Source organism: Nonomuraea sp. NPDC049646, from assembly GCF_044465525.1.
Classification (GTDB): Bacteria; Actinomycetota; Actinomycetes; order Streptosporangiales; family Streptosporangiaceae; genus Nonomuraea.
Window position 1 is genome coordinate 109,166 of record NZ_JBITLU010000024.1, and the last position, 18,303, is coordinate 127,468.

Genomic DNA, 18,303 nt, shown 5'->3' on the forward strand with positions numbered 1-18,303 from the left:
AAGCGTATAACGGCGCGTGGCCGTCGTTCGGGGCTGGGAATGTCCCAAGGGGCGCGCCAACCGCTACAGGGGGAATGATGGACGAATCCAATCACTGGTACGGGCACTCGCGCATTCTGGGCAGATACTGCGAGCTGCCGGACGAGACGCCGAAGCGAATCCAGGGCTTCCTGCAACACGGATGGAACTATCTCCACGGATTTCCCCCGAACGACCATTGGTGCAGTCCCGGATATCCCCGTTTCATCTGGTCTGACGTGCTTCGTCGTCGAGGCTGGTCGATGGGCAGACGCGGCCACTACCTCATCGGCGCGCCCTGGATCTACCTGCTTCACCTGGAGCCTGAGCTCGGCGTGGTCTCCGAACGCAAGGGCACGATCTGGTATCCCTTTCATGGCTGGGAGAAGTCATCCGTGACCGGGGATCATGCCCTCCTCGCCGACGAAATCCGAAATGTCGAGACCGAACCGGTAACTGTCTGTCTTTACTGGCTGGAATATGCGAATCCGGACATTCGGCGGGCGTATGAATCGAGGGGATTCAAGGTCATCTGTCACGGCGAGCGCGGTTCCCGGTGGGAGAGCAAGGGGCGCGACTTCCTGCGCCGGCAGCTGGTCCAGTTGCGGCGCCATCGCAGGGTGGCCTCCAACCGGCTCGGCAGCGCGCTGTTCTACGGCGCCTCCGTCGGCTGCGAGGTCGCCGTCTACGGAGATCCGATGCAGTACGAGGACGAGCGCCCCGAGTACGGCGGCACGGCGCGCCGCATGCGGCTCTGGCCCGAGCTGCACGGCACGCACGTCGATCCCGAGCTGGCCGCCGAGGTGGCGCGGCAGGAGCTGGGATTCGAATATCAGGCGACACCGGAGGAGCTACGGCGAATGTTCGGATGGAAGCGGGTGCCCGGGGGAGCGACGGCAGGGGGAGGCGCGGCGGGAGCCGGACGTCCCGCGCCCTGGGCGAGGGCGACCGCCGCCGGGCGGCAGGGCACGCTCCACGGGGTGACGTCATGAGCGAGCGCGTGAGCGAGGCGCCCGCGAACGTGCGCCTGATCGGCGGCGAGATGCTGCTGTGGTCGGACCTGTCCAACGTGGCCGGCGTCACCGACTGGCGCGGCGCGGCCCTGGAGCTGGTCGGCCGCATGATCCCGGCGAGCGGCCGGGTGCTGCTGGTCGGGCCGCACCCGCAGGTGCTGGTCGACGACGTGGTGGACCGGGCCGGCGAGACGGCCGTGCTGCTGCGGTCCTACCCCGACGCCTGCGCCCTCGGCGAACGGCACCCGCGGCTCGCCGTCCACTGCGGGCGGCTGGACCTGTTCGACGCGGACGAGCCGTACGAGCTGGTGCTGGCGCTCGACGGGCTGCTGCGCACGCACTCGGCCGAGGCGCCGGCGGCGGCCTGGATCGAGTCGCTGCACGCGCTGTCGGCCCTCGTCGCGCCCGGCGGGCGGCTGGTGCTGGGCGTGCGCAACGACCTGGGCGTCGACCGGTTCATCGAGGCCAGGCCCGCCGACCGGGAGGGCGGCGACGACCAGTGGGCCCCGCACGGGTTCGACCCGAGCCACCCGAGCGGGCCGGGCGCGCTCGACGGCGCCCTGGAGGGGGCGGGGCTGAGCGTCGAGCGCTGCTACGCGGCCTATCCGGGGCGGCAGGCCCCGCGCGCGTTGCTGGCGCGCGAGGCGCTCGCCTTCGACCTGCCGGAGGCGATCACGTTCCCGCTGAGCGCCAAGGGCGGCGACCGCATGCTGGTGGCCGACCCGCTGCGGCTCACCCGGCTGGTGTTCCGCCACCGGCTGGGGGAGGAGCTGGCCCCGCTGTGGCTCGCCGTCGCCACCCGCCCGCCGTCGCCCCCGCACGTGCCGGCAGGCGCTGGAGGCACGAAAGGCGCAGAGGCCGCGGAGGTCGCGGAAGGGGCGGAGGGCGCGGTCGAGCTGCCGCTCGGCCTGATCGAGGAGGGGGCCGTCGTCCACGAGCTGACCAGGGGCGGCATGCGGCGGCTGCCCGACGGCCCCGAGCGTCCGGTCCCGGCCGGGCGGGTGGTCGAGGAGATCCTGGTCGAGGCGTGCGCCCGCGAGGACACCAGGGCCGTGCGCGAGCTGCTGTCGGCGCTGGCCGACTGGCTGGAGGCCGACGGAGGCCCCTGCGTGACCGCCGACGGCCTGGTCCACGACGGCGAGCGGTTCACCGCCATCGTCCAGACCGCCGCGCCGGCCGTGCCGCCGGAGCCGCGCGTGGTGCTGTGCAGGGTGCTGTGGCGGTTCGCCGTACGGCTGCTGGCGGCGGGTCACCACCACCCGTGGCCGTGGCCGCTGGAGGCCGACCAGCTCACGCTGACCCTCTGCGGCATGGCCGGACGCCCCTGCGACCAGGGCGACCTCGACCTGGCCCGCAAGTTCGACGCCGAGCTGGGCCACCCGGCCGAGCACGCCGACCCGCCCACCTACCGTGACCTGCTCGGCGCCCGCGACCGTCTGGCCGACCAGCTCACCGCCGCCCTGGCCAGGATCTCCCGGCTGGAGACCAAGCTCTCCTACCGCGAGCGCGAGCTGGTGAGGGCCAGGTCCAAGCTGAGAAGGACCCAGCGCAAGACCGCCGCCTACCGGCGCACGCTCGGGTACCGCCTCTCCCGCCGTCTGGCCCGCCCGCGCAAGGTCGCCCGCCGGGTCTTCCGACTGCTGTCCGGCTGACGAGCCGACGACAACGCTGAGGAGTGCATGTGCCGGTTCTTTCGGTGATCGTCCCGTTCCACAACGTCGAGAAGTACATCGGCCCCTGCCTGGACTCCATCTCCGGCCAGACGATGTCCGACCTGGAGGTCATCTGCGTCGACGACGGCAGCCGCGACGACGGCTGCGCCGAGGTCGAGTCCAGGCAGGCGGCCGATCCCCGGATCCGTCTCATCAGGCAGCCCAACCAGGGCGTCGGACGGGCCCGCAATGTCGGCCTGACCCAGGCCACCGGCCGCTACCTGGCCTTCGTCGACGGCGACGACACCGTGCCGCGGGAGGCGTTCAAGCGGCTGGTGTCCTCGCTGGAGTCCACCGGCTCCGACCTGGCCTGCGGGAACGTCATGCGGCTCTACCGCAACCTGCTCATCCCCTCCTGGGCCCATCGGGAGGCGTTCGCGACGCCGATGAGGCGTACCCACATCACCCGCCACCCGCTGCTGATCCGCGACCGCATGTTGTGGAACAAGGTCTACCGCCGGTCCTTCTGGGACCGGCTGGGCCTGAGCTTCCCCGAGCGCATGTACGAGGACCAGCCCGTCGCCATGGCCGCCCACGTGGGCGCCCGCTCGGTGGACGTGCTGTCCAAGGTCGTCTACCACTGGCGGCAGCGCGACGAGCCCGGCTCCTCGATCACCCAGCGCCGCCTGGAGCCGGGCAACCTGCGCGACCGGATGTTGTCGGTGCTGCAGACCGCCGACCTGCTGGCCCGCGACGCGCCGGGGCTCAAGCCCGACTTCGACCGCGACACGCTCGACATCGACATGACGGTGGCGGTGGAGGCGGCCGCAACGACGGGGATGCGGCCCGAGCTGCTCGACCTGATGGCCGGCTACCTCGACGGCGTGTCCCGCGAGTCCTGGCTGAGCGTCCCGTTCGAGCACCGGATCCAGGTGCACCTGCTGCACCGGCGGCGGCTGCAGGAGCTGGCCGGGGTGCACGAGCAGGCCCGCGAGGGCCGGCTGCAACCCCGCATCAGACCGGCGGGCCTGCTGCGCAGGCGCTGGTACGGCCGCCACCCGGCGATCCCGGCGCACCTGTCGGAGGTCTCCGAGGAGCTGGCCCTGACCGCCCGCCTGGTGTCGCTGGAGTGGCGCGACGGCGTGCTGACCGGCGCGGGCCGGGCCGCGCTGGGCCGCTTCGACGCCGGCGCGCTGCGCCGGGTGCGCATGCGCGCCTGGCTGGCCGAGCGTGCGACCGGCGAGATCATCCGCCTGTCGGACGAGGACAGCGCCCCCGTCTGGGAGACCGTCGAGCTGGAGGAGGGCGTCGAGGCGCCCGAGCACGCCTTCCCGTTCGCCTTCGCGGTCGATCCCGCGGTGTTCACGCCGGCCCAGCTCGCCCGGCGCGGCCACTGGGACCTGCGCGTGCAGCTCAGGGGCCACGGGCTGAGGCTCGACGCCAGGGTGGCCGGGCCGCGCTGGCTGCCGCCGCAGGTGCCCGCGCCGCGCCGCAGGTCAGGCGTGTGGCTGGTGCCGGCGCGCGGTTCCAAGGGCGGGTGGGGGCTGCGGCTGCGCAACGCCCAGGCGCTCATCGGCGAGTGCCGCGTGGACGACGGCGACCTGGTGTTCTCGGGCCGGATCAACGACCTCGGCGACGGCGAGCCGGTGGTGCGGCTGCGCCGCAAGAGCGACGGCGAGGAGATGTACTTCCCCGTCGCGCTGGCCGGCCAGGACTTCTCGGCGCGGGTGCCGCTGGCCGGCATCGACGAGAGCGTCGGCCGCGAGTCGTGGTGGGAGGTGGTCATCGACCAGGGCCGGCCCATCCGCCCGCTGGTACGGCGGGCCGAGCGCCAGGTCGCCACCGTGGACGACCGGCGCTTCCTCATCGACCGCAGCGAGGACGGCTGCCTGCTGCTGGCCGAACGCTGACGGCCGGGCTCATCGGGGTGGGGCTCATCGGGCGAGGATCGCGGTGAGGGTCTCGACGACGAGGTCCTGCTCGCCGTCGGTCAGGTCGGCGAACAGCGGCAGCGACAGCTCCTCGGCGTAGTACGCCTCCGCGCGCGGGCACAGCCCACGCCGGTAGCCGAGGTCCTCGAACACCGGGTGCCAGTACGCCGGGATGTAGTTGACCTGCACGCCGATGCCCGCGGCCCGCATGCGGTCGTAGACCTCCCGGCGGCGGCCGTCGCGCACCCGGACCGGGTAGAGGTGCCAGCTCGGCGTGACGTAGGGCCGCCGGCCGGGCAGCGTGAGGCCGGGCACGTCGCGCAGCAGCGTGTCGTAGCGGGCGACCAGCTCGGCGCGGCGGGCGCGGAACCGTTCGAGGCGGCGCAGCTGGCTGACGCCCAGCGCGCAGAGCACGTCGGGCAGCCGGTAGTTGAGGCCGAACTCGTGCACCTCCTGGTGCCAGCCGCCGTGGCCGGGGTCGCGCTGCTCGGCCGGGTCGCGGACCAGGCCGTGGTTGCGGAAGCGGGCGGCCCGCTCCAGACGGCCGGGGTCGGCCACCGCCACCGCGCCGCCCTCGGCGGTCGTGACGGTCTTGGTCGGGAAGAACGAGAACGTCGTCAGGTCGGCCACCGACCCCACCGGCCGGTCCTTGTACGACGCGCCGATCGAGTGGGCGGCGTCGGCCACCAGCACCGCGCCGGCCCGCTCGGCGACCGTGCGCAGCTCGTCGTAGTCGGCGGGATGGCCCGCGTAGTCGACGCCGGTGACGGCCTTCGTGCGGTCGGAGACCAGCGCGGCGACCGAGTCGGGGTCGATGTTGCCGGTGTCGGGCTGGACGTCGGCGAAGGCCACCCGCGCCCCGCGCAGCACGGCCGTGGCCGCCGTGGCGACGAACGTGAGCGGCGAGGTGATCACCTCGTCGCCCTGGCCGACGCCGGCCGCCACGTAGGCGACGTGCAGCGCGGCCGTGCCGGACGTGACCGACACGCAGGGCACGCCGCCGGTCCAGCGGGCCAGCTCGTCCTCGAACAGCCGGACCGCGGGGCCCGTGGTCAGCCAGTCGCCGCGCAGCACCTGTGCCACCGCCTCGATGTCGGACTCGATGATGGACTGCCGTCCGTAGGGCAGCATCAGCCGGCCACCATGTCGCGCAGGTCGCGCACGGACAGCCAGCGGTCGTTGGTGTCGGAACGGTAGGAGAAGCCCTCGGGCAGCAGCTCGCCGGTCTGCGGCGCCTGGTAGCCCCAGGTCGCGATCGTGGGCTGGACGACGTAGCGGTCGGCCAGGCGGAGGGTGCGGCGGCCGTCGTCGGGGCCGATCATCTCCTCGTGCAGCTTCTCGCCCGGCCTGATGCCGATCTCGTAGACGGGGCTGCCGGGGGCCAGCGCCTCGGCCAGGTCGGTGATGCGCATGCTGGGGATGCGCGGCACGTAGAGCTCGCCGCCCTGCATGAGGTCGAAGGAGTCGACGACGAACCGCACGGCCTGGTCGAGGGTGATCCAGAACCGGGTCATGCGCTTGTCGGTGATCGGGAGGCTGCCGCCCTGCTCGGCCAGCCGCAGGAAGAACGGCACCACCGACCCCCTGCTGCCCACGACGTTGCCGTAGCGGACGACGGCGAAGCGGGTCTCGTGGGCGGCGGCGTAGTGGTTGGCCGAGACGAACAGCTTGTCGGCGACCAGCTTGGTGGCGCCGTAGAGGTTGATCGGGCTGGACGCCTTGTCGGTGGACAGGGCGACGACCTTGCGCACGCCGCAGTCGATGGCCGCCTCGACCACGTTCTGGGACCCGGCGACGTTGGTGCGGACGTATTCGAACGGGTTGTACTCGGCCGTGTCGACCTGCTTGAGCGCGGCGGCGTGGACGACGTGGTCGACGCCGTGCATGGCGCGGGTGAGGCGGTCGCGGTCGCGGACGTCGCCGATGAACCAGCGCAGCCGGTCGTCGTCGCCGAAGAGCTGCTTGAGCTCGTACTGCTTCAGCTCGTCGCGGGAGAAGACCACCAGGCGGCGCACCCCGAGCGAGTCGAGCGCGTGGCGGATGAACGCCTTCCCGAACGACCCCGTGCCTCCGGTGATCAGAATGGACGATCCACTGAGAATGCTCACGCGGCCCCCTGAAAATCGCGCTGACGAACTGTGGTCGTTAGAGCTGGCCGGTAGCATAGCGCGACCGGTCAACCACGTATGGTCACACGGGGGATTGTGGTTTTGATGCGTATTGTCGGAATCATCCAAGCTCGGATGGGCTCCACCCGGCTGCCGGGGAAGGTGCTGCGCGACCTCGGGGGGCGTTCCGTCCTGGGCTGGGTCGTGCGCGCCGCGCGCGAGTCGCGGGCGCTCGACGACCTCGTGGTGGCCACGACGACGCAGGCCGCCGACGACGCGGTGTCGGCCGAGTGCGACCGGCTCGGCGTGGCCTGCCATCGCGGGCCCGTCGACGACGTGCTCACCCGGTTCATGGAGGCGCTGGCCGGGCGGGAGGCCGTGCGGGAGGCCGGGGCGAAGGCGGGGGCGGTGATGCGCTTCACGGCCGACTGCCCGCTGCTCGACCCCGTCGTGATCAGGGAGGCGGCGCTGGTCTTCCGCGCGGTCCCGGGCCTCGACTACCTCAGCACGAGCCTGGCCAGGACGCTGCCGCGCGGGCTCGACGTGGAGATCGTCGGCCGGGCCGCCCTGGAGCGCGCCGACGCCGAGGCCACCGGTTTCCACCGCACCCACGTGACCTCCTACGTCTACGCGCACCCGGGCGAGTCGCGGCTGCTCGGCCTCGCCCACCAGCCCGCGGCCGACGACCTGCGGGTCACCCTCGACACCGAGGACGACTGGCGGCTCATCACCCGCGTGGTCGAGGAGCTGGGCGACGCCTGCGTCCCGGTGCGCACGCTGGTGAGCTGGCTGCGGGCCAGGCCCGAGGTCTGCGCGCTCAACGCCCACGTGCGCCAGAAGGAGCTGCAGGACGCATGAGCGGGCGGGTGGGCGTGCGCTGCGACGCCGCGGCGGGGAGCGGGGCCGGGCATCTGGTGCGGTGCGTGGCGCTGGCCGAGGAGCTGCGCGGGCGGGGCGTCGAGGTGGTCTTCCTCGGCGCGGTCTCCGGTTCGGAATGGGCCATGGACCAGCTCAGGAGCCGTGGCCTGCCGCTGGTGGCCGCCCCGGAGCGGCCCGACCGGCTCGCCGCGCTGGCGTGCGAGCTGCGGCTCGACGCCGTGGTGCTGGACTCGTACGAGCTGCCCGAGGACACCGGCGGGGCGCTGCGGGCGGTGGGCTTCCCCGTGCTGGCGATCGTCGACGGCGACCCGCTGGGCCAGGAGGCCGACCTCTACCTCGACCAGAACCTCGGCGCCGAGGACCGGCCCTTCCCGCTGCCGCGCGACTCCTGGCGCCTGGCGGGCACCCGGTACGCGCTGCTGCGCGACAGCGTCCGGGGGCGGCGCAGGGTGCGGCAGCCGGGGCCGGTGCCGCGGGTGCTGTGCTTCTTCGGCGGCACCGACAGCGCGGGCGTGGCCCCCGCCTGGGCGGAGGCGCTGGCCTGCACGGGCGTGCCGTTCCAGGCGACGCTGGTCAGCCCGGAGCCGTTCGAGGCGGCCGAGGGCATCACCGTCATCCCGCCCACCGACCGTCTGCCCGAGCTGATGGCGGCCGCCGACCTCGTGATCACCGCCGCGGGGTCGGCCATCTGGGAGCTGCTGCACCTCGGCGTCCCCACGGCGCTGAGCTGGGTGGCCGACAACCAGCTCGCCGGCTACCGGGCGCTGGTGGGCCGGGGGGTGGCCGCCGGGCTGGGCCGGGCGGCCGACGCCGAGGCCGTCGGCGTGCTCGCCCGGCTGCTCGCCGACCCCGCGCTGCGGGAGGAGCACGGCAGGCGGGGCGGCGGGCTGGTCGACGGCAAGGGCAGGGAGCGCGTCGCCGACGCCTTCCTCGACCTGTGGATCAGATGAGGTCCCAGGTCAGCGGCGTGCCGAGGGGCGCGTCGCGGGTGAAGCGGCGGCCGGTCACCTCGTCGATGGCGTCGGGGGGCAGGCCGCCGGCGGGGCGGATCGACCGTACGTTCTCCCTGGTCACCGCCTCGCCCGCGCGTACGTCGCGCACCACGTAGAGCGAGCGGCGAAAGCGCAGGCCCTCGCGCTCGGACTCGCGCGGCCCGAGCACCGGCCGGCCCAGCGACTGCCACGCGCGCTCGCTCTCCTCCACCAGCGCCGCCAGCTCGGGCGGCTCCAGCGAGAAGGCCGCGTCGACGCCGCCGTCGGCCCGCGACAACGTCACGTGCTTCTCGATCAGGCACGCGCCCAGCGCGACCGCCGCCAGCGCGGCCCCGATGCCCGGGGTGTGGTCGGAGACGCCCACCTCGGCCCCGGTGAGCGCGGCCAGCAGCGGCAACGAGCGCAGGTTGCTCTCGGCGGGGGAGGCGGGGTAGGAGGCGGTGCAGGACAGCACGGCGAGCTGCGTGCAGCCCGCCTCGCGGGCCGCGGTCACCGCCGCCTCGATCTCGCCCGCCGTGGCCATGCCGGTGGAGATGACCAGCGGCTTGCCGGTGGAGGCGGCCAGCCTGATCAGCGGCAGGTCGACGATCTCCGACGACGCGATCTTGTACGCCGGCGTGTCCAGCTTCTCCAGCAGTTCCACGGCCGTGGGGTCGAAGGGCGCGGAGAAGGCCAGGAGGCCGTGCTCGCGGGCCCGCTCGAAGATCGGCTCGTGCCACTCCCAGGGGGTGTGGGCGCGTTCGAACAGCCGGTAGAGGTTCTCGCCGCCCCACAGCTCGTGGCCGTCGCCCACCCGGAAGGCGGGGCCGTCGGCGTCGACGGTGATCGTGTCGGGCCGGTAGGTCTGCAGCTTCAGCGCGTGCGCCCCGCCGGCCGCCGCCGCGTCGACGATGGCGAGGGCCCGCTCCAGGCTGCCGTTGTGGTTGCCGGACATCTCGGCGATCACGAACGGCGGCCGGTCGGCCCCGATCGCCCGCCCTCCGATGGACATCATCCCTGTTCCTCCTTGTAGAGCTCCACGGCGACGACCTCGCGCGGCACCCCGTCGACCGGCCGCCGGTAGGTCGCGACCTCGATGAACCCGAACCGCCGGTGCAGCCGCCGCACCGGCTCGTTGTCGGCCAGCACCTCGCCGCGCAGGATCGTCAGGCCGAGCGGGCCGAACGCGTGGTCGATGGCGGCCCGCTCCAGGCCCACCCACGCCCGCAGCAGCGCCCCGGACCGGTCGAGGCCGTCGAGGTCGAGGTAGAAGCCCCAGCCGGCGCGCTCGCCGCCGAGCCCCGAGTACGTCACGACCCCCGCGCCGGTCCCGTCGTGCTCGTAGATCAGCACCCGCCTGGCCGGGTCGGCGCGGACGGCCGACCACCAGCGGGCGTGCTCGTCCGCGGAGATCTCGTGGCCGGTGAAGCTGGCGGCGCGCACTTTCGGATGGTTGCGCCAGCGGCGCATAACGGGCAGATCATCATCCCGGACGCGTCTCAGCACCGTTCCCCCTACCATTCGTGCTCGACTCATTGCACAACGTAGCGGATTCGGTGCCGGGTAAAGAGCTCATCAGGGACGGGCATCGAACGCGGAACAGGCGAGGCGGCCACGGCATGCTGCCCTCGACCGCCTTCCACGAAAGCCAAGGAGCGTCATGATCCCCCTGCTCAGTGTCGTCGTACCGGTCCACAACGTGGAGCCGTACCTGACGGAGTGCCTCAAGTCGCTGGCCGCCCAGACCATGGAGGACTTCGAGGTCGTCATGGTCGACGACGGCTCGACCGACGGCAGCCGGCGGCTGGCCGACGACTTCGTGGCCCGAGATCCCCGCTTCACACTGGTCGAGCAGCAGAACCTGGGGCCGGGGCCGGCCCGCAACGAGGGCGTCAGGCGGGCCAGGGGCACCTACCTGGCCTTCGCCGACAGCGACGACGTCGTGCCGCCGCACGCGTACGAGGTGCTGATCGCCAAGCTCGGGGAGACCGGCTCCGACCTGGCGTGCGGCGCGGTCAGGCGCATGGTGGACGGCGTGCTGGAGGAGTCGATCCTGCACGAGCGCGTCTTCCGGCGGCCCGTGCTGTGCACCCACATCACCGACAAGAAGGTGCTGGTCAGGGACCGTACGGTGTGGAACAAGGTCTACCGCGCCGACTTCTGGCGGCGGCACGGCCTGCGCTTCCCCGCCGGCATCTACGAGGACGTGCCGGTCGCCATGCAGGCCCACGTCCTGGCCACCAGCGTGGACATGGTGGACGACGTCGTCTACCACTGGCGACGGCGCGACGAGGGGCAGACCTCGATCACGCAACGCCGCTCGCAGCTGCCCAACCTGCACGAGCGGCTGTCCGCCATCCGCGCGGTGCGCGCCTTCCTGGACGACGGCGCGCCGGAGCTGCTGCCCGAGTTCGACGCCCTGGTGCTGGAGAAGGACATCGTCTTCCTGTTCCAGGCGCTGGAGTCGGCGCGGGAGGCGGGCGAGGACCTGGTGCCGCTGCTGGGGCTGGCCGACGCCTGGCTGGACGAGCTGAGCCCGCGCGCGCTGGCCGGCGCGCCCTCGCTGCGCCGCCTGGAGCTGCACCTGGTCAGGCGCGGCATGATCGACGAGCTGCGCGCGGTCCGCGACTTCCGCCGCAGCCGCGTGGACGGCACCCGGGTGCGCCCCCGCGGCTTCCGTACCGTCAACTGGTACGGCGACTACCCCTACTTCCGCCGGCGACGGCGGCTCGGCATCCCCGACGACGTCTACGACGCCCGCGACGAGCTCAAGCTGATCGCCAGGGTGGACGACTGCTCCTGGACGGGCGCCGCCTACCGCCTGCGCGGCGAGGTGGCCATCCACCGGGTCGAGCGCAAGGTGGGCAAGGTCAACGTGTGGCTGAGCGACGGCCGCCGCCGGGTGCCCCTGGAGGTCCGGCGCACCGGCCGGTACGGCGTGGTGGCCGACATCGACCCCAGGACGCTCGAAGGCGGCGGCCCGACCTGGCGGCTCCTGGTCAAGGCCGAGACCCGCGGGCTCGTGCTCAAGGGCTCGTTCCGGGACGCGGACGCGCACGGTGCGTGGCGGTTTTCCCTGCAGGGTTGGTCAAGAAGCGGCATGGACATCCCCCAGTAGTTCCAGACAGTAATCGTCAGACGGCGATCCGTAGCCATGCTGGGATCCATGAGGACCTATTCGCTGGATGACGTCTACGAGACACGCAAGCGGAGAGACTCCTGGTGGACCGTGTATTTCGTGGATCCGGTCGCCTGCCGGGTCGCCCTTCCCGTCGCCAACCGCACCCGGATCACGCCCAACGGGCTCACGGTGTTCTCGCTGGTCCTCGGTATGGTGTCAGCGGCCTGCTTCGCGCTGGACCAGCTCGTCGCCGGCGCCCTGATGTTCTACCTGAGCTTCACCATCGACTGCGTGGACGGCAAGATAGCCCGGCTCAAGGGCACGGGGACGCCCTTCGGCCTCTGGCTGGACTACGTGGGGGACCGGGTCAGGGTCGTCCTGTGCGCCGGGGGGCTGGCGTACGGGCAGTACGTCCTGACGGACGATGTCCGCTACGTGGTGCTCGGCGCGGCGGTGGCCGTGCTCGACCTGTTCAGGTACGTCAACGCCCCGCAGATGAAGCGGGTGCGCGAGGCGGTCAGGGAGGAGCGGGGCGAGCCGGAGCTGCCCGGCGAGGACACCGTCCCGCTGGATTGTGCGCCCGCGGACCTCGACCTGCACCTGCTCGCGGACCGCGGTCCGCGCCCCGGCGGCCGCAGGCGGCGGCTGCCTTCCTTCTTCAGGCGCCTCAACAGGTTCCTGGCCAGGCACCGGGTGCGTTCGCACCTGATCAGCGGCATCGAGTTCCACGCCGCGGTCTTCGTGGTGGCGCCGCTCGCGGGGGCGTGGGCGCTGATCCCGCTCGCCATGGCCGCCGGCGTCCTGCTCCTGGCCAACGAGATCTTCCTTGTCTACCGGATGTGGCTCTTCACGCGCAGGCACAGCGTGCCCTCCCAGGAGAGCCGAGAGCACGTTCTCGTCTAAGTTTTCGGGGGTTAGTACGAAATGTCCGACCGGCCAGTCTTCGTCATTGGATGCCCGCGGTCCGGTACCACGATGCTCCAGCTCATGCTCCACTCGCACCCGCGCATGGCGGTGCCGCCGGAGACGCGCTTCCTCGTTCCCGCTTATTACCGGCGCCGCACATGGGGCGACCTGCGGGTCCCCCAGCGGCGCAAGGCACTGGCGCAGTGGATCGCGACCGACCGCAGCACGAAGTTCCGCGAGCTCAAGATCGACAAGGACGAGTTCATCCGGCAGGCCGTGGAGGGGCCGGGCTCGCTCGGCTCGGTCATCGGCACCGCCTTCCGCATGTACGCCGACCGCTTCGACAAGGCCCGCTGGGGCGACAAGAGGCCCAGCTACGTCAAGCAGACCGACCTGCTGCTGCGCCTCTTCCCCGACGCCCAGTTCATCCACCTGGTCAGGGACGGCCGCGACTGCGTGGCCTCGCTGAAGGAGATGCCCTGGTACACGCTGGACTCCTTCCACGCGATCTCCACCTGGGCCGAGGCCATCGACGCCGGCGAGCGGCTGCGGCGCACGCTGCCCGACGACACCTACTACGAGCTGCGCTACGAAGACCTCACCGACGACCCGATGACCGAGATGAAGAAGCTCTGCCACTTCCTGGAGGAGGACTTCGCGCCGTCGATGATCTCCCCGCGCGAGGCCGCCGTCCAGGCCGTCCCGCAGCACAAGGTGTGGCACAGCAACACCCACCGCGAGGTCACCCGCAGCCGGGTCGGGAGCTGGGCCAACCGCCTGGACGACTGGGAGATCGCGCTCTGCGAGCACGTGCTCGGCGAGCGGCTCCAGGCCAACGGCTACGAGCTGACCGGCGCGCCCAGGCCGGCCAAGGAGCACGTGACGGCCTGCCAGAAGACCATGCAGAAGCGCAAGGCCAGCCGCTCGCGCAAGGCCATGCGCGACCGCTTCAACCGGCTGCGCGAGCCGAGCCCGGTCGGCGCGCTGCTCACCTCCACGCAGAAGTCGCTGGCCGGCATCCCGCAGCAGCGTCCCGAGGTGACCGTCTAGCGCCGGATGTGCGCGAACAGCCGCTCCCAGCGGTCCAGCACGTGGTCGAGGCGGAACGCCTCGGCCCGTGCGCGGGCGGCGGCCCCCAGCCGCCGCCGCTCCGGCGCCGACCCCATCAGCGCGCTCAGCTCGGCGGCGAACGCGTCCACGTCCCCCGGCGGCACCCGTACCGGGCCCGCCGAGCGCACGCCGCCCGACACGTCGAAGGCCACCGACGGCACCCCGTGGGCGCACGCCTCCAGCAGCACCACCGGCAGGCCCTCGTGCTCGCTGGTCAACGCCACCAGCGAGGCGTTCAGGTACTCCTCCCGCATCCGGTGAGCGGGCACCAGGCCGCGGAAGACCACCCGGTCCGCGACGCCCTCCCGGGCCGCGTGCGCCCGCAGCCGCTCGCGTTCGGCGCCGTCGCCGATCAGGTGCAGCTCCCAGGACGGCGGCGGCTCGGCGCGGGCGAACGCGCTGATCAGCCGGTCGAACCGCTTGACGCCCTCCAGCCGCCCCACGCCCAGCACCCGCGGCACGTCCAGCGCCGACGTCTCCCGCGGCCAGGAGCCCAGCGGGTTGGGCAGCGTCCAGGCGTTGGGCAGCAGGGCGTGCTCGGAGAAGGCCCAGGCGTCGTCGTCGCTGAGGAAGAGCGCCTGGTCGAGGCCGGGGTAGTGCTTCTTGATCGAGGCCAGGTGCCAGCAGTCGCGGGCGTGGCCGTAGGAGCCGTGGTACTGGCCGATCGAGCGGAACCCGGCGGGCAGCAGCCCCGACAGCCTGGCCACCACCGACGGCGACGTCAGCACCGCGTACCCGGGGCGGACGCTGCGCAGCAGCTCCTTCACCCTGCGGTCGGCCAGGCGTCTGGCCAGCGGGCCCTGCTCGCCGAGCGGGCCGCCCACGACGTGCTGCCGGTAGAGCGGCCGGTCCACGTAGCGGAAGGGCGCGGCGGCGCGGTGCAGGCCGACGACGTGCACCTCGTGGCCGCGTTCCGCCAGGCCCTGGGCCAGGGTGTGGGTGACCTGCTGGACGCCGCCGAGCGTGTCGGCGTCCAGGCAGGCGAAGACGACGGTCATCGCGCGCGCCCCTCGAAGAAGTCGTCCACGATGCGGGCGGAGGCGTTTCCGTGCTCGTCGGCGCACCACAGGGCGCGGAAGGCGGCGTACTTGGCGGCGAAGGCGGCGTGCACCTCGGGCAGGTTCCGCAGCACGTCCACCAGCTCCGCCGTGGTCGTCACGCACGGCCCAGGGGCGATGGCGGGCAGATCGTGGTAGACGCCGCGCTCGGAGAGCCGGTAGTCGTCCCAGTCGTCGATGAGGAACACCATCGGCCGGCCGGTCACCGCGTAGTCGCACATCACGGAGGAGTAGTCGGTCAGCAGCGCGTCGGAGGCCAGCATCAGGTCGTTGATCTCCGGATAGGACGCGGCCGGCCGGACGAAGTGCCTGAGCCGCTCGGGCGGGTCGTACTTCTCGACCGGATGCGTGCGCAGCACCACCACCCACTCGCCGGCCAGCTCCTCGGCCATGAGGTCCAGGTCGGCGCGTACCGAGCGGCCGCTCATTTTGTCCCGGTCGCGGTAGGTGGGCGCGTAGAGCAGGACCTTGCGTCCCGGCGGGATCTCCAGCCGGGCCCGCACGTCGCCGGCCGCCTCGGCCCGCACCAGCGCGTCGCAGCGCGGGGTGCCGCACCGGTAGACCTTGCCGTCGTAGCCGTTGGAGGGCAGGAACACCCGGGAGAACTCGGCGCTCGGCGAGACCAGCGCGTCCCACCGGGCGACGGCGGCCCGCCACTGCTCGCGCGGCCGGTCGAAGTCGCCGCGCAGGTCGGGGGCGTCGAAGCCGATCGACTTGATGCCCTGCCCGTGCCAGGTCTGCAGGTAGCGGGTGCCGGGCGGCTTGGGGTAGTCCAGCGGGAAGCCGTGGCTGTCCACCCAGATGCCGGCGCGGGCCATCGTCCACAGGTAGCGCCAGCTTCCCCGGCGGACCAGCCGCACGTCGGCGGGGAAGTTCTTGCGGCCCTTGGCGACCGACCAGACCGCCTCGATCGGCAGGCCGCGCCGCCGCACCTCCTCGTAGATGGCCCGGGGGCTGCCGTTGTAGCCCTTGCCGACGTCCGACTCGAACAGGGCGAGGTCGTCGCGCCGCGGCACCACCCTGATCAGCAGCTTGTACGCGCGCAGCTTGACGCCCGGCGTGTTGAGCTTCCTGAGCAGCAGCCGGCGCGCCCGCCGCAGCGCCGCGCGGGTGCGCGAATGCGTGCGCACGCACAGGTAGGCGGCGTAGCCCTCGGCCTTCACCGTGCAGCCGGGCAGCTCGATCGGCTCCAGGTTGGGGTCCACGATCAGCCGGTCGGTGGTGACGTGGCCGTCGGAGCGGCGCCGGAAGCCGATGCGCGGGTCGCTCCTGCCGCAGGGCGCGAAGACGACCTCGCTGACGTAGCCGCCCTCGCCCGAGGGGACCGGCTGGATCGGCACCCGTTCCCGGCCCGCCTCCAGGTAGGCGTCCCACTCGGCCGGCAGCACGCCGAACGGGTCGTAGGTGCGCACGGTCATCCGCACCCGCTCGCCGTTCGTGGCCAGGCCGGTCACCTCGTGCCGCAGCCGGGAGTCGGTGTAGGGCAGCTCGGCCAGGCGCAGCGCGGTGATGTCCAGGCCCGGCGCGGCCGTGGTGCCCCAGTACGTGCGCCCGTCCACCTGCACGGCCGCCCGCGGCGCGGCCCGGGGGCCGGTCAGCGACCCGGCCGCCACGCGCAGGTCCTCGATCCGGTCGTCCAGGATGAGCCGGCAGCAGACCCGGTCCATCGGCTCGATCCGGTCGAACACCGCCCCGGGGATCTCCTCCAGGTACGGCCGCACGACCGAGGCGAACTCCTTGACCCACACCAGGTCGCGCGCCGGCAGCGGATTGAGGTAGACCCGCAGGTCCTGCCGCAGGAACCGGTACTGCCGGTGCGGCACCAGGTCGTGCGCGCCGTAGCCGCGCAGGATGTCGTCGCTCAGCCGGGCCGCGATCACCCGCTGCCGCACGTTGTCCATCTCGTCGATGCTCAGGGAGATGGACTCGTTCGAGCTCGCCCGGTGCCAGTGGTAGACCACCCACGGCACGATCGCGAACCGGCGGGCCAGCGCGTACAGCTCGGTGGCGAAGACGTGGTCCTCGTAGTGGATGTCCTCGGGGAAGCGCAGCACGTTGTCGCGCAGCCAGGCGACGTTGTAGAGCTTGTTGGTGCTGAAGGAGTCGAGGAAGAGCTCGGGCTCGGCGCGGATGCCCTCGACCACCCGCCGCCGGGCGAACAGCGACGGATAGTACGGGCGCAGCCGTCCGTCCCGCTCGAACAGCCGGGAGATCTGGCCCGACACGAAGTCGGCGCCGGTGCGCTCGATCTCGGTGAGCAGGCTCTTGCACGCGTGCCGGGGCAGCTCGTCGTCGCTGTCGAGGAACATGGCGTACGGCGCCCTGGCCGCGTCGATGCCGTCGTTGCGCGGGGCTCCGCAGCCGCCGCTGTTGCGCTCCCTGCGCAGGTAGCGCACCCGCGGGTCCTCGGCCATGAGCCGCGCGGCCACCTCGGGCGTGCCGTCCGTGCTGGCGTCGTCGGAGATGATCACTTCGAGGTCGCGCAACGTCTGCCGCAACACCGAGCGCACGGCCCTGGGCAGGCGGGCCGCGTCGTTGTACGAGATCACGACGACGCTGCAGTCCGGCATGCCCATGTCCCCCCAGAAATGACCTGCGGGAATGGCACTTCCCGCTGATTGTGGGAAGTGACCGGACTTTATGCTGTTTTTGCTGAAAATCAGCGCATAAGGCGACGAACCACCCAGATGAGGATCGTCAGCGCCAGAAGGCCGCCCGCGATCGGCGCGAGCCGCTTGAGCAGCGGCTGCCCGGCGATCTCCATCAGGTCGAGCGCCTCCTCGTCGGGCGTGCGCGAGGTGCGCAGCGTCCCCGCGGGCCGCACGTCCGGCTCGGGGACGGCCACCGCGCTCAGGTGCCGCTCCTGCTCCTGGGCCTGCTCCTGCTCCTGGGCCTGCTCCTGCTCCGTGGGCTGCTCCTGCGCCTGGGGGGCGACCGGCTCCACCATCGGCTCGGAGAGGAGCTGGGCGAGGTTGCCGGCAAACCTGTCGATCAGCTTGGCCCCGACCTCGGCCATGACCCCGCGCCCGAACTGCGCCGGCCGTCCGGTCACGTTGAACGTCGTCTCGACGGCCACCGACGTGCCGCCCTCGGCCGGCGTCATGCGCGCCCTGACCGTGGCCGAGGCCGTGCCGGAGCCCCTGGCCTCCTTGCCCGACGCCTGGATGGCGAGCGTGTGGGCGTCTTTGTCCACGTCCTCGAACCTGGCCGAGCCCCGGTAGGTGACGGTGATCGGGCCGACCTTGACCTTCATCCGGCCGGTGAACTCGTCGCCCTCGAAGATGTCGAGCGTCGCCCCGGGCAGGCACGGCGCGACCCGTTCGACGTCGAGCAGCACCGCCCACGCCTGCTCGACCGGAACCGGGACAGTGAACTCGTGCTCGAACCGCATCGCCATCGATCCGCTCCTTCCGAGGTTGGTTGCGACACTACGTCGGGGCGGGGGGGGCCCGGGCAGGGCGCCCCCCCCCCCACAGGGGGGGCCCGCGGCCGGGGGCCCCGCCCCCGGGGGGCGCCCCCCGGGCCCCGGGGGGGGC

Annotated in this window: 15 protein-coding genes; 8 read left to right on the forward strand and 7 right to left on the reverse strand. The window is 72.6% G+C overall.

The features are described from left to right. Positions 1 to 74: 74 nt before the first annotated feature. From ACIBQ8_RS45830 to ACIBQ8_RS45840, 3 genes are read left to right on the forward strand one after another with little or no spacing between them, the layout of a single operon-like run. A complete protein-coding gene (locus ACIBQ8_RS45830) occupies positions 75 to 1,010 on the forward strand; it encodes a hypothetical protein (protein WP_397195255.1) in 936 nt (311 codons plus the stop codon). Further along, on the forward strand, positions 1,007 to 2,683 hold the full coding sequence (locus tag ACIBQ8_RS45835; protein ID WP_397195256.1) for a hypothetical protein: 1,677 nt from the start codon (positions 1,007 to 1,009) through the stop codon (positions 2,681 to 2,683). Before ACIBQ8_RS45830 ends, ACIBQ8_RS45835 begins: the two co-directional genes overlap by 4 nt. A gap of 29 nt (positions 2,684 to 2,712) precedes the next feature. Next, entirely contained in the window at positions 2,713 to 4,593 is a 1,881-nt protein-coding gene (locus ACIBQ8_RS45840; protein WP_397170593.1) for a glycosyltransferase, read from the forward strand. Positions 4,594 to 4,617: 24 nt separating this feature from the next. On the opposite strand, the gene ACIBQ8_RS45845 is transcribed toward ACIBQ8_RS45840, so the two are convergent. Then, positions 4,618 to 5,745 (reverse strand): DegT/DnrJ/EryC1/StrS family aminotransferase, encoded by a 1,128-nt coding sequence (locus tag ACIBQ8_RS45845; protein WP_397195257.1) that lies wholly within the window; start codon positions 5,743 to 5,745, stop codon positions 4,618 to 4,620. After that, the gene (pseB, locus tag ACIBQ8_RS45850) at positions 5,745 to 6,722 is read right to left on the reverse strand and encodes a UDP-N-acetylglucosamine 4,6-dehydratase (inverting) (protein WP_397170590.1); all 978 of its coding nucleotides are present in this window, start codon (positions 6,720 to 6,722) and stop codon (positions 5,745 to 5,747) included. The genes ACIBQ8_RS45845 and pseB overlap by 1 nt, the downstream gene beginning before the upstream one ends. Positions 6,723 to 6,827: 105 nt before the next feature. Between pseB and ACIBQ8_RS45855 the strand changes: the two genes are divergently transcribed. Together ACIBQ8_RS45855 and ACIBQ8_RS45860 are read left to right on the forward strand one after the other, a co-directional pair. Then, complete coding sequence (locus tag ACIBQ8_RS45855) at positions 6,828 to 7,580, forward strand: cytidylyltransferase domain-containing protein (RefSeq protein WP_397195258.1); 753 nt, start codon at positions 6,828 to 6,830, stop codon at positions 7,578 to 7,580. Further along, positions 7,577 to 8,551: a PseG/SpsG family protein gene (locus ACIBQ8_RS45860; protein ID WP_397195259.1), complete on the forward strand. Its 975-nt coding sequence runs from the start codon at positions 7,577 to 7,579 to the stop codon at positions 8,549 to 8,551. Before ACIBQ8_RS45855 ends, ACIBQ8_RS45860 begins: the two co-directional genes overlap by 4 nt. On the opposite strand, the gene pseI is transcribed toward ACIBQ8_RS45860, so the two are convergent. Continuing rightward, positions 8,544 to 9,587 (reverse strand): pseudaminic acid synthase, encoded by a 1,044-nt coding sequence (gene pseI / locus ACIBQ8_RS45865; RefSeq protein ID WP_397170585.1) that lies wholly within the window; start codon positions 9,585 to 9,587, stop codon positions 8,544 to 8,546. The two genes, ACIBQ8_RS45860 and pseI, sit on opposite strands and share 8 nt — an antisense overlap. Then, entirely contained in the window at positions 9,584 to 10,108 is a 525-nt protein-coding gene (locus tag ACIBQ8_RS45870) for a GNAT family N-acetyltransferase (protein WP_397195260.1), read from the reverse strand. The genes pseI and ACIBQ8_RS45870 overlap by 4 nt, the downstream gene beginning before the upstream one ends. Positions 10,109 to 10,232: 124 nt before the next feature. On the opposite strand from ACIBQ8_RS45870, the gene ACIBQ8_RS45875 reads away from it, so the two are divergent. The 3 genes from ACIBQ8_RS45875 to ACIBQ8_RS45885 are packed head-to-tail and all read left to right on the forward strand — an operon-like array spanning position 10,233 to position 13,649. Continuing rightward, entirely contained in the window at positions 10,233 to 11,690 is a 1,458-nt protein-coding gene (locus tag ACIBQ8_RS45875; protein ID WP_397170582.1) for a glycosyltransferase family 2 protein, read from the forward strand. Positions 11,691 to 11,738: 48 nt separating this feature from the next. Continuing rightward, positions 11,739 to 12,596, forward strand: coding sequence for a CDP-alcohol phosphatidyltransferase family protein (locus tag ACIBQ8_RS45880; protein ID WP_397195261.1), 858 nt, complete (start codon positions 11,739 to 11,741; stop codon positions 12,594 to 12,596). Between the two features lie 21 nt (positions 12,597 to 12,617). Then, positions 12,618 to 13,649 carry a sulfotransferase family protein gene (locus ACIBQ8_RS45885; protein WP_397170578.1) on the forward strand — a complete coding sequence of 344 codons (1,032 nt, stop codon included), beginning with the start codon at positions 12,618 to 12,620 and terminating at the stop codon, positions 13,647 to 13,649. Here the strand turns inward: ACIBQ8_RS45885 and ACIBQ8_RS45890 are convergent. The 3 genes from ACIBQ8_RS45890 to ACIBQ8_RS45900 form a co-directional block, all read right to left on the reverse strand. Then, on the reverse strand, positions 13,646 to 14,707 hold the full coding sequence (locus ACIBQ8_RS45890; protein WP_397195262.1) for a glycosyltransferase: 1,062 nt from the start codon (positions 14,705 to 14,707) through the stop codon (positions 13,646 to 13,648). The genes ACIBQ8_RS45885 and ACIBQ8_RS45890 overlap by 4 nt on opposite strands. Further along, a complete protein-coding gene (locus ACIBQ8_RS45895) occupies positions 14,704 to 17,337 on the reverse strand; it encodes a CDP-glycerol glycerophosphotransferase family protein (protein ID WP_397195263.1) in 2,634 nt (877 codons plus the stop codon). Before ACIBQ8_RS45895 ends, ACIBQ8_RS45890 begins: the two co-directional genes overlap by 4 nt. Before the next feature lie 89 nt (positions 17,338 to 17,426). Then, positions 17,427 to 18,164 (reverse strand): SRPBCC family protein, encoded by a 738-nt coding sequence (locus ACIBQ8_RS45900; protein ID WP_397195264.1) that lies wholly within the window; start codon positions 18,162 to 18,164, stop codon positions 17,427 to 17,429. Positions 18,165 to 18,303: the final 139 nt, after the last annotated feature.

Bases quoted from the DNA above. Each gene is read 5' to 3' on its own strand.
- ACIBQ8_RS45875 (WP_397170582.1), top strand. From the start codon at position 10,233: ATGATCCCCCTGCTCAGTGTCGTCGTACCGGTCCACAACGTGGAGCCG.
- ACIBQ8_RS45880 (WP_397195261.1), top strand. From the start codon at position 11,739: ATGAGGACCTATTCGCTGGATGACGTCTACGAGACACGCAAGCGGAGA.
- ACIBQ8_RS45895 (WP_397195263.1), bottom strand. From the start codon at position 17,337: ATGCCGGACTGCAGCGTCGTCGTGATCTCGTACAACGACGCGGCCCGC.
- ACIBQ8_RS45855 (WP_397195258.1), top strand. From the start codon at position 6,828: ATGCGTATTGTCGGAATCATCCAAGCTCGGATGGGCTCCACCCGGCTG.
- ACIBQ8_RS45835 (WP_397195256.1), top strand. From the start codon at position 1,007: ATGAGCGAGCGCGTGAGCGAGGCGCCCGCGAACGTGCGCCTGATCGGC.
- pseI (WP_397170585.1), bottom strand. From the start codon at position 9,587: ATGATGTCCATCGGAGGGCGGGCGATCGGGGCCGACCGGCCGCCGTTC.
- ACIBQ8_RS45870 (WP_397195260.1), bottom strand. From the start codon at position 10,108: ATGAGTCGAGCACGAATGGTAGGGGGAACGGTGCTGAGACGCGTCCGG.
- ACIBQ8_RS45845 (WP_397195257.1), bottom strand. From the start codon at position 5,745: ATGCTGCCCTACGGACGGCAGTCCATCATCGAGTCCGACATCGAGGCG.
- ACIBQ8_RS45860 (WP_397195259.1), top strand. From the start codon at position 7,577: ATGAGCGGGCGGGTGGGCGTGCGCTGCGACGCCGCGGCGGGGAGCGGG.
- ACIBQ8_RS45885 (WP_397170578.1), top strand. From the start codon at position 12,618: ATGTCCGACCGGCCAGTCTTCGTCATTGGATGCCCGCGGTCCGGTACC.
- ACIBQ8_RS45900 (WP_397195264.1), bottom strand. From the start codon at position 18,164: ATGGCGATGCGGTTCGAGCACGAGTTCACTGTCCCGGTTCCGGTCGAG.
- ACIBQ8_RS45890 (WP_397195262.1), bottom strand. From the start codon at position 14,707: ATGACCGTCGTCTTCGCCTGCCTGGACGCCGACACGCTCGGCGGCGTC.
- ACIBQ8_RS45830 (WP_397195255.1), top strand. From the start codon at position 75: ATGATGGACGAATCCAATCACTGGTACGGGCACTCGCGCATTCTGGGC.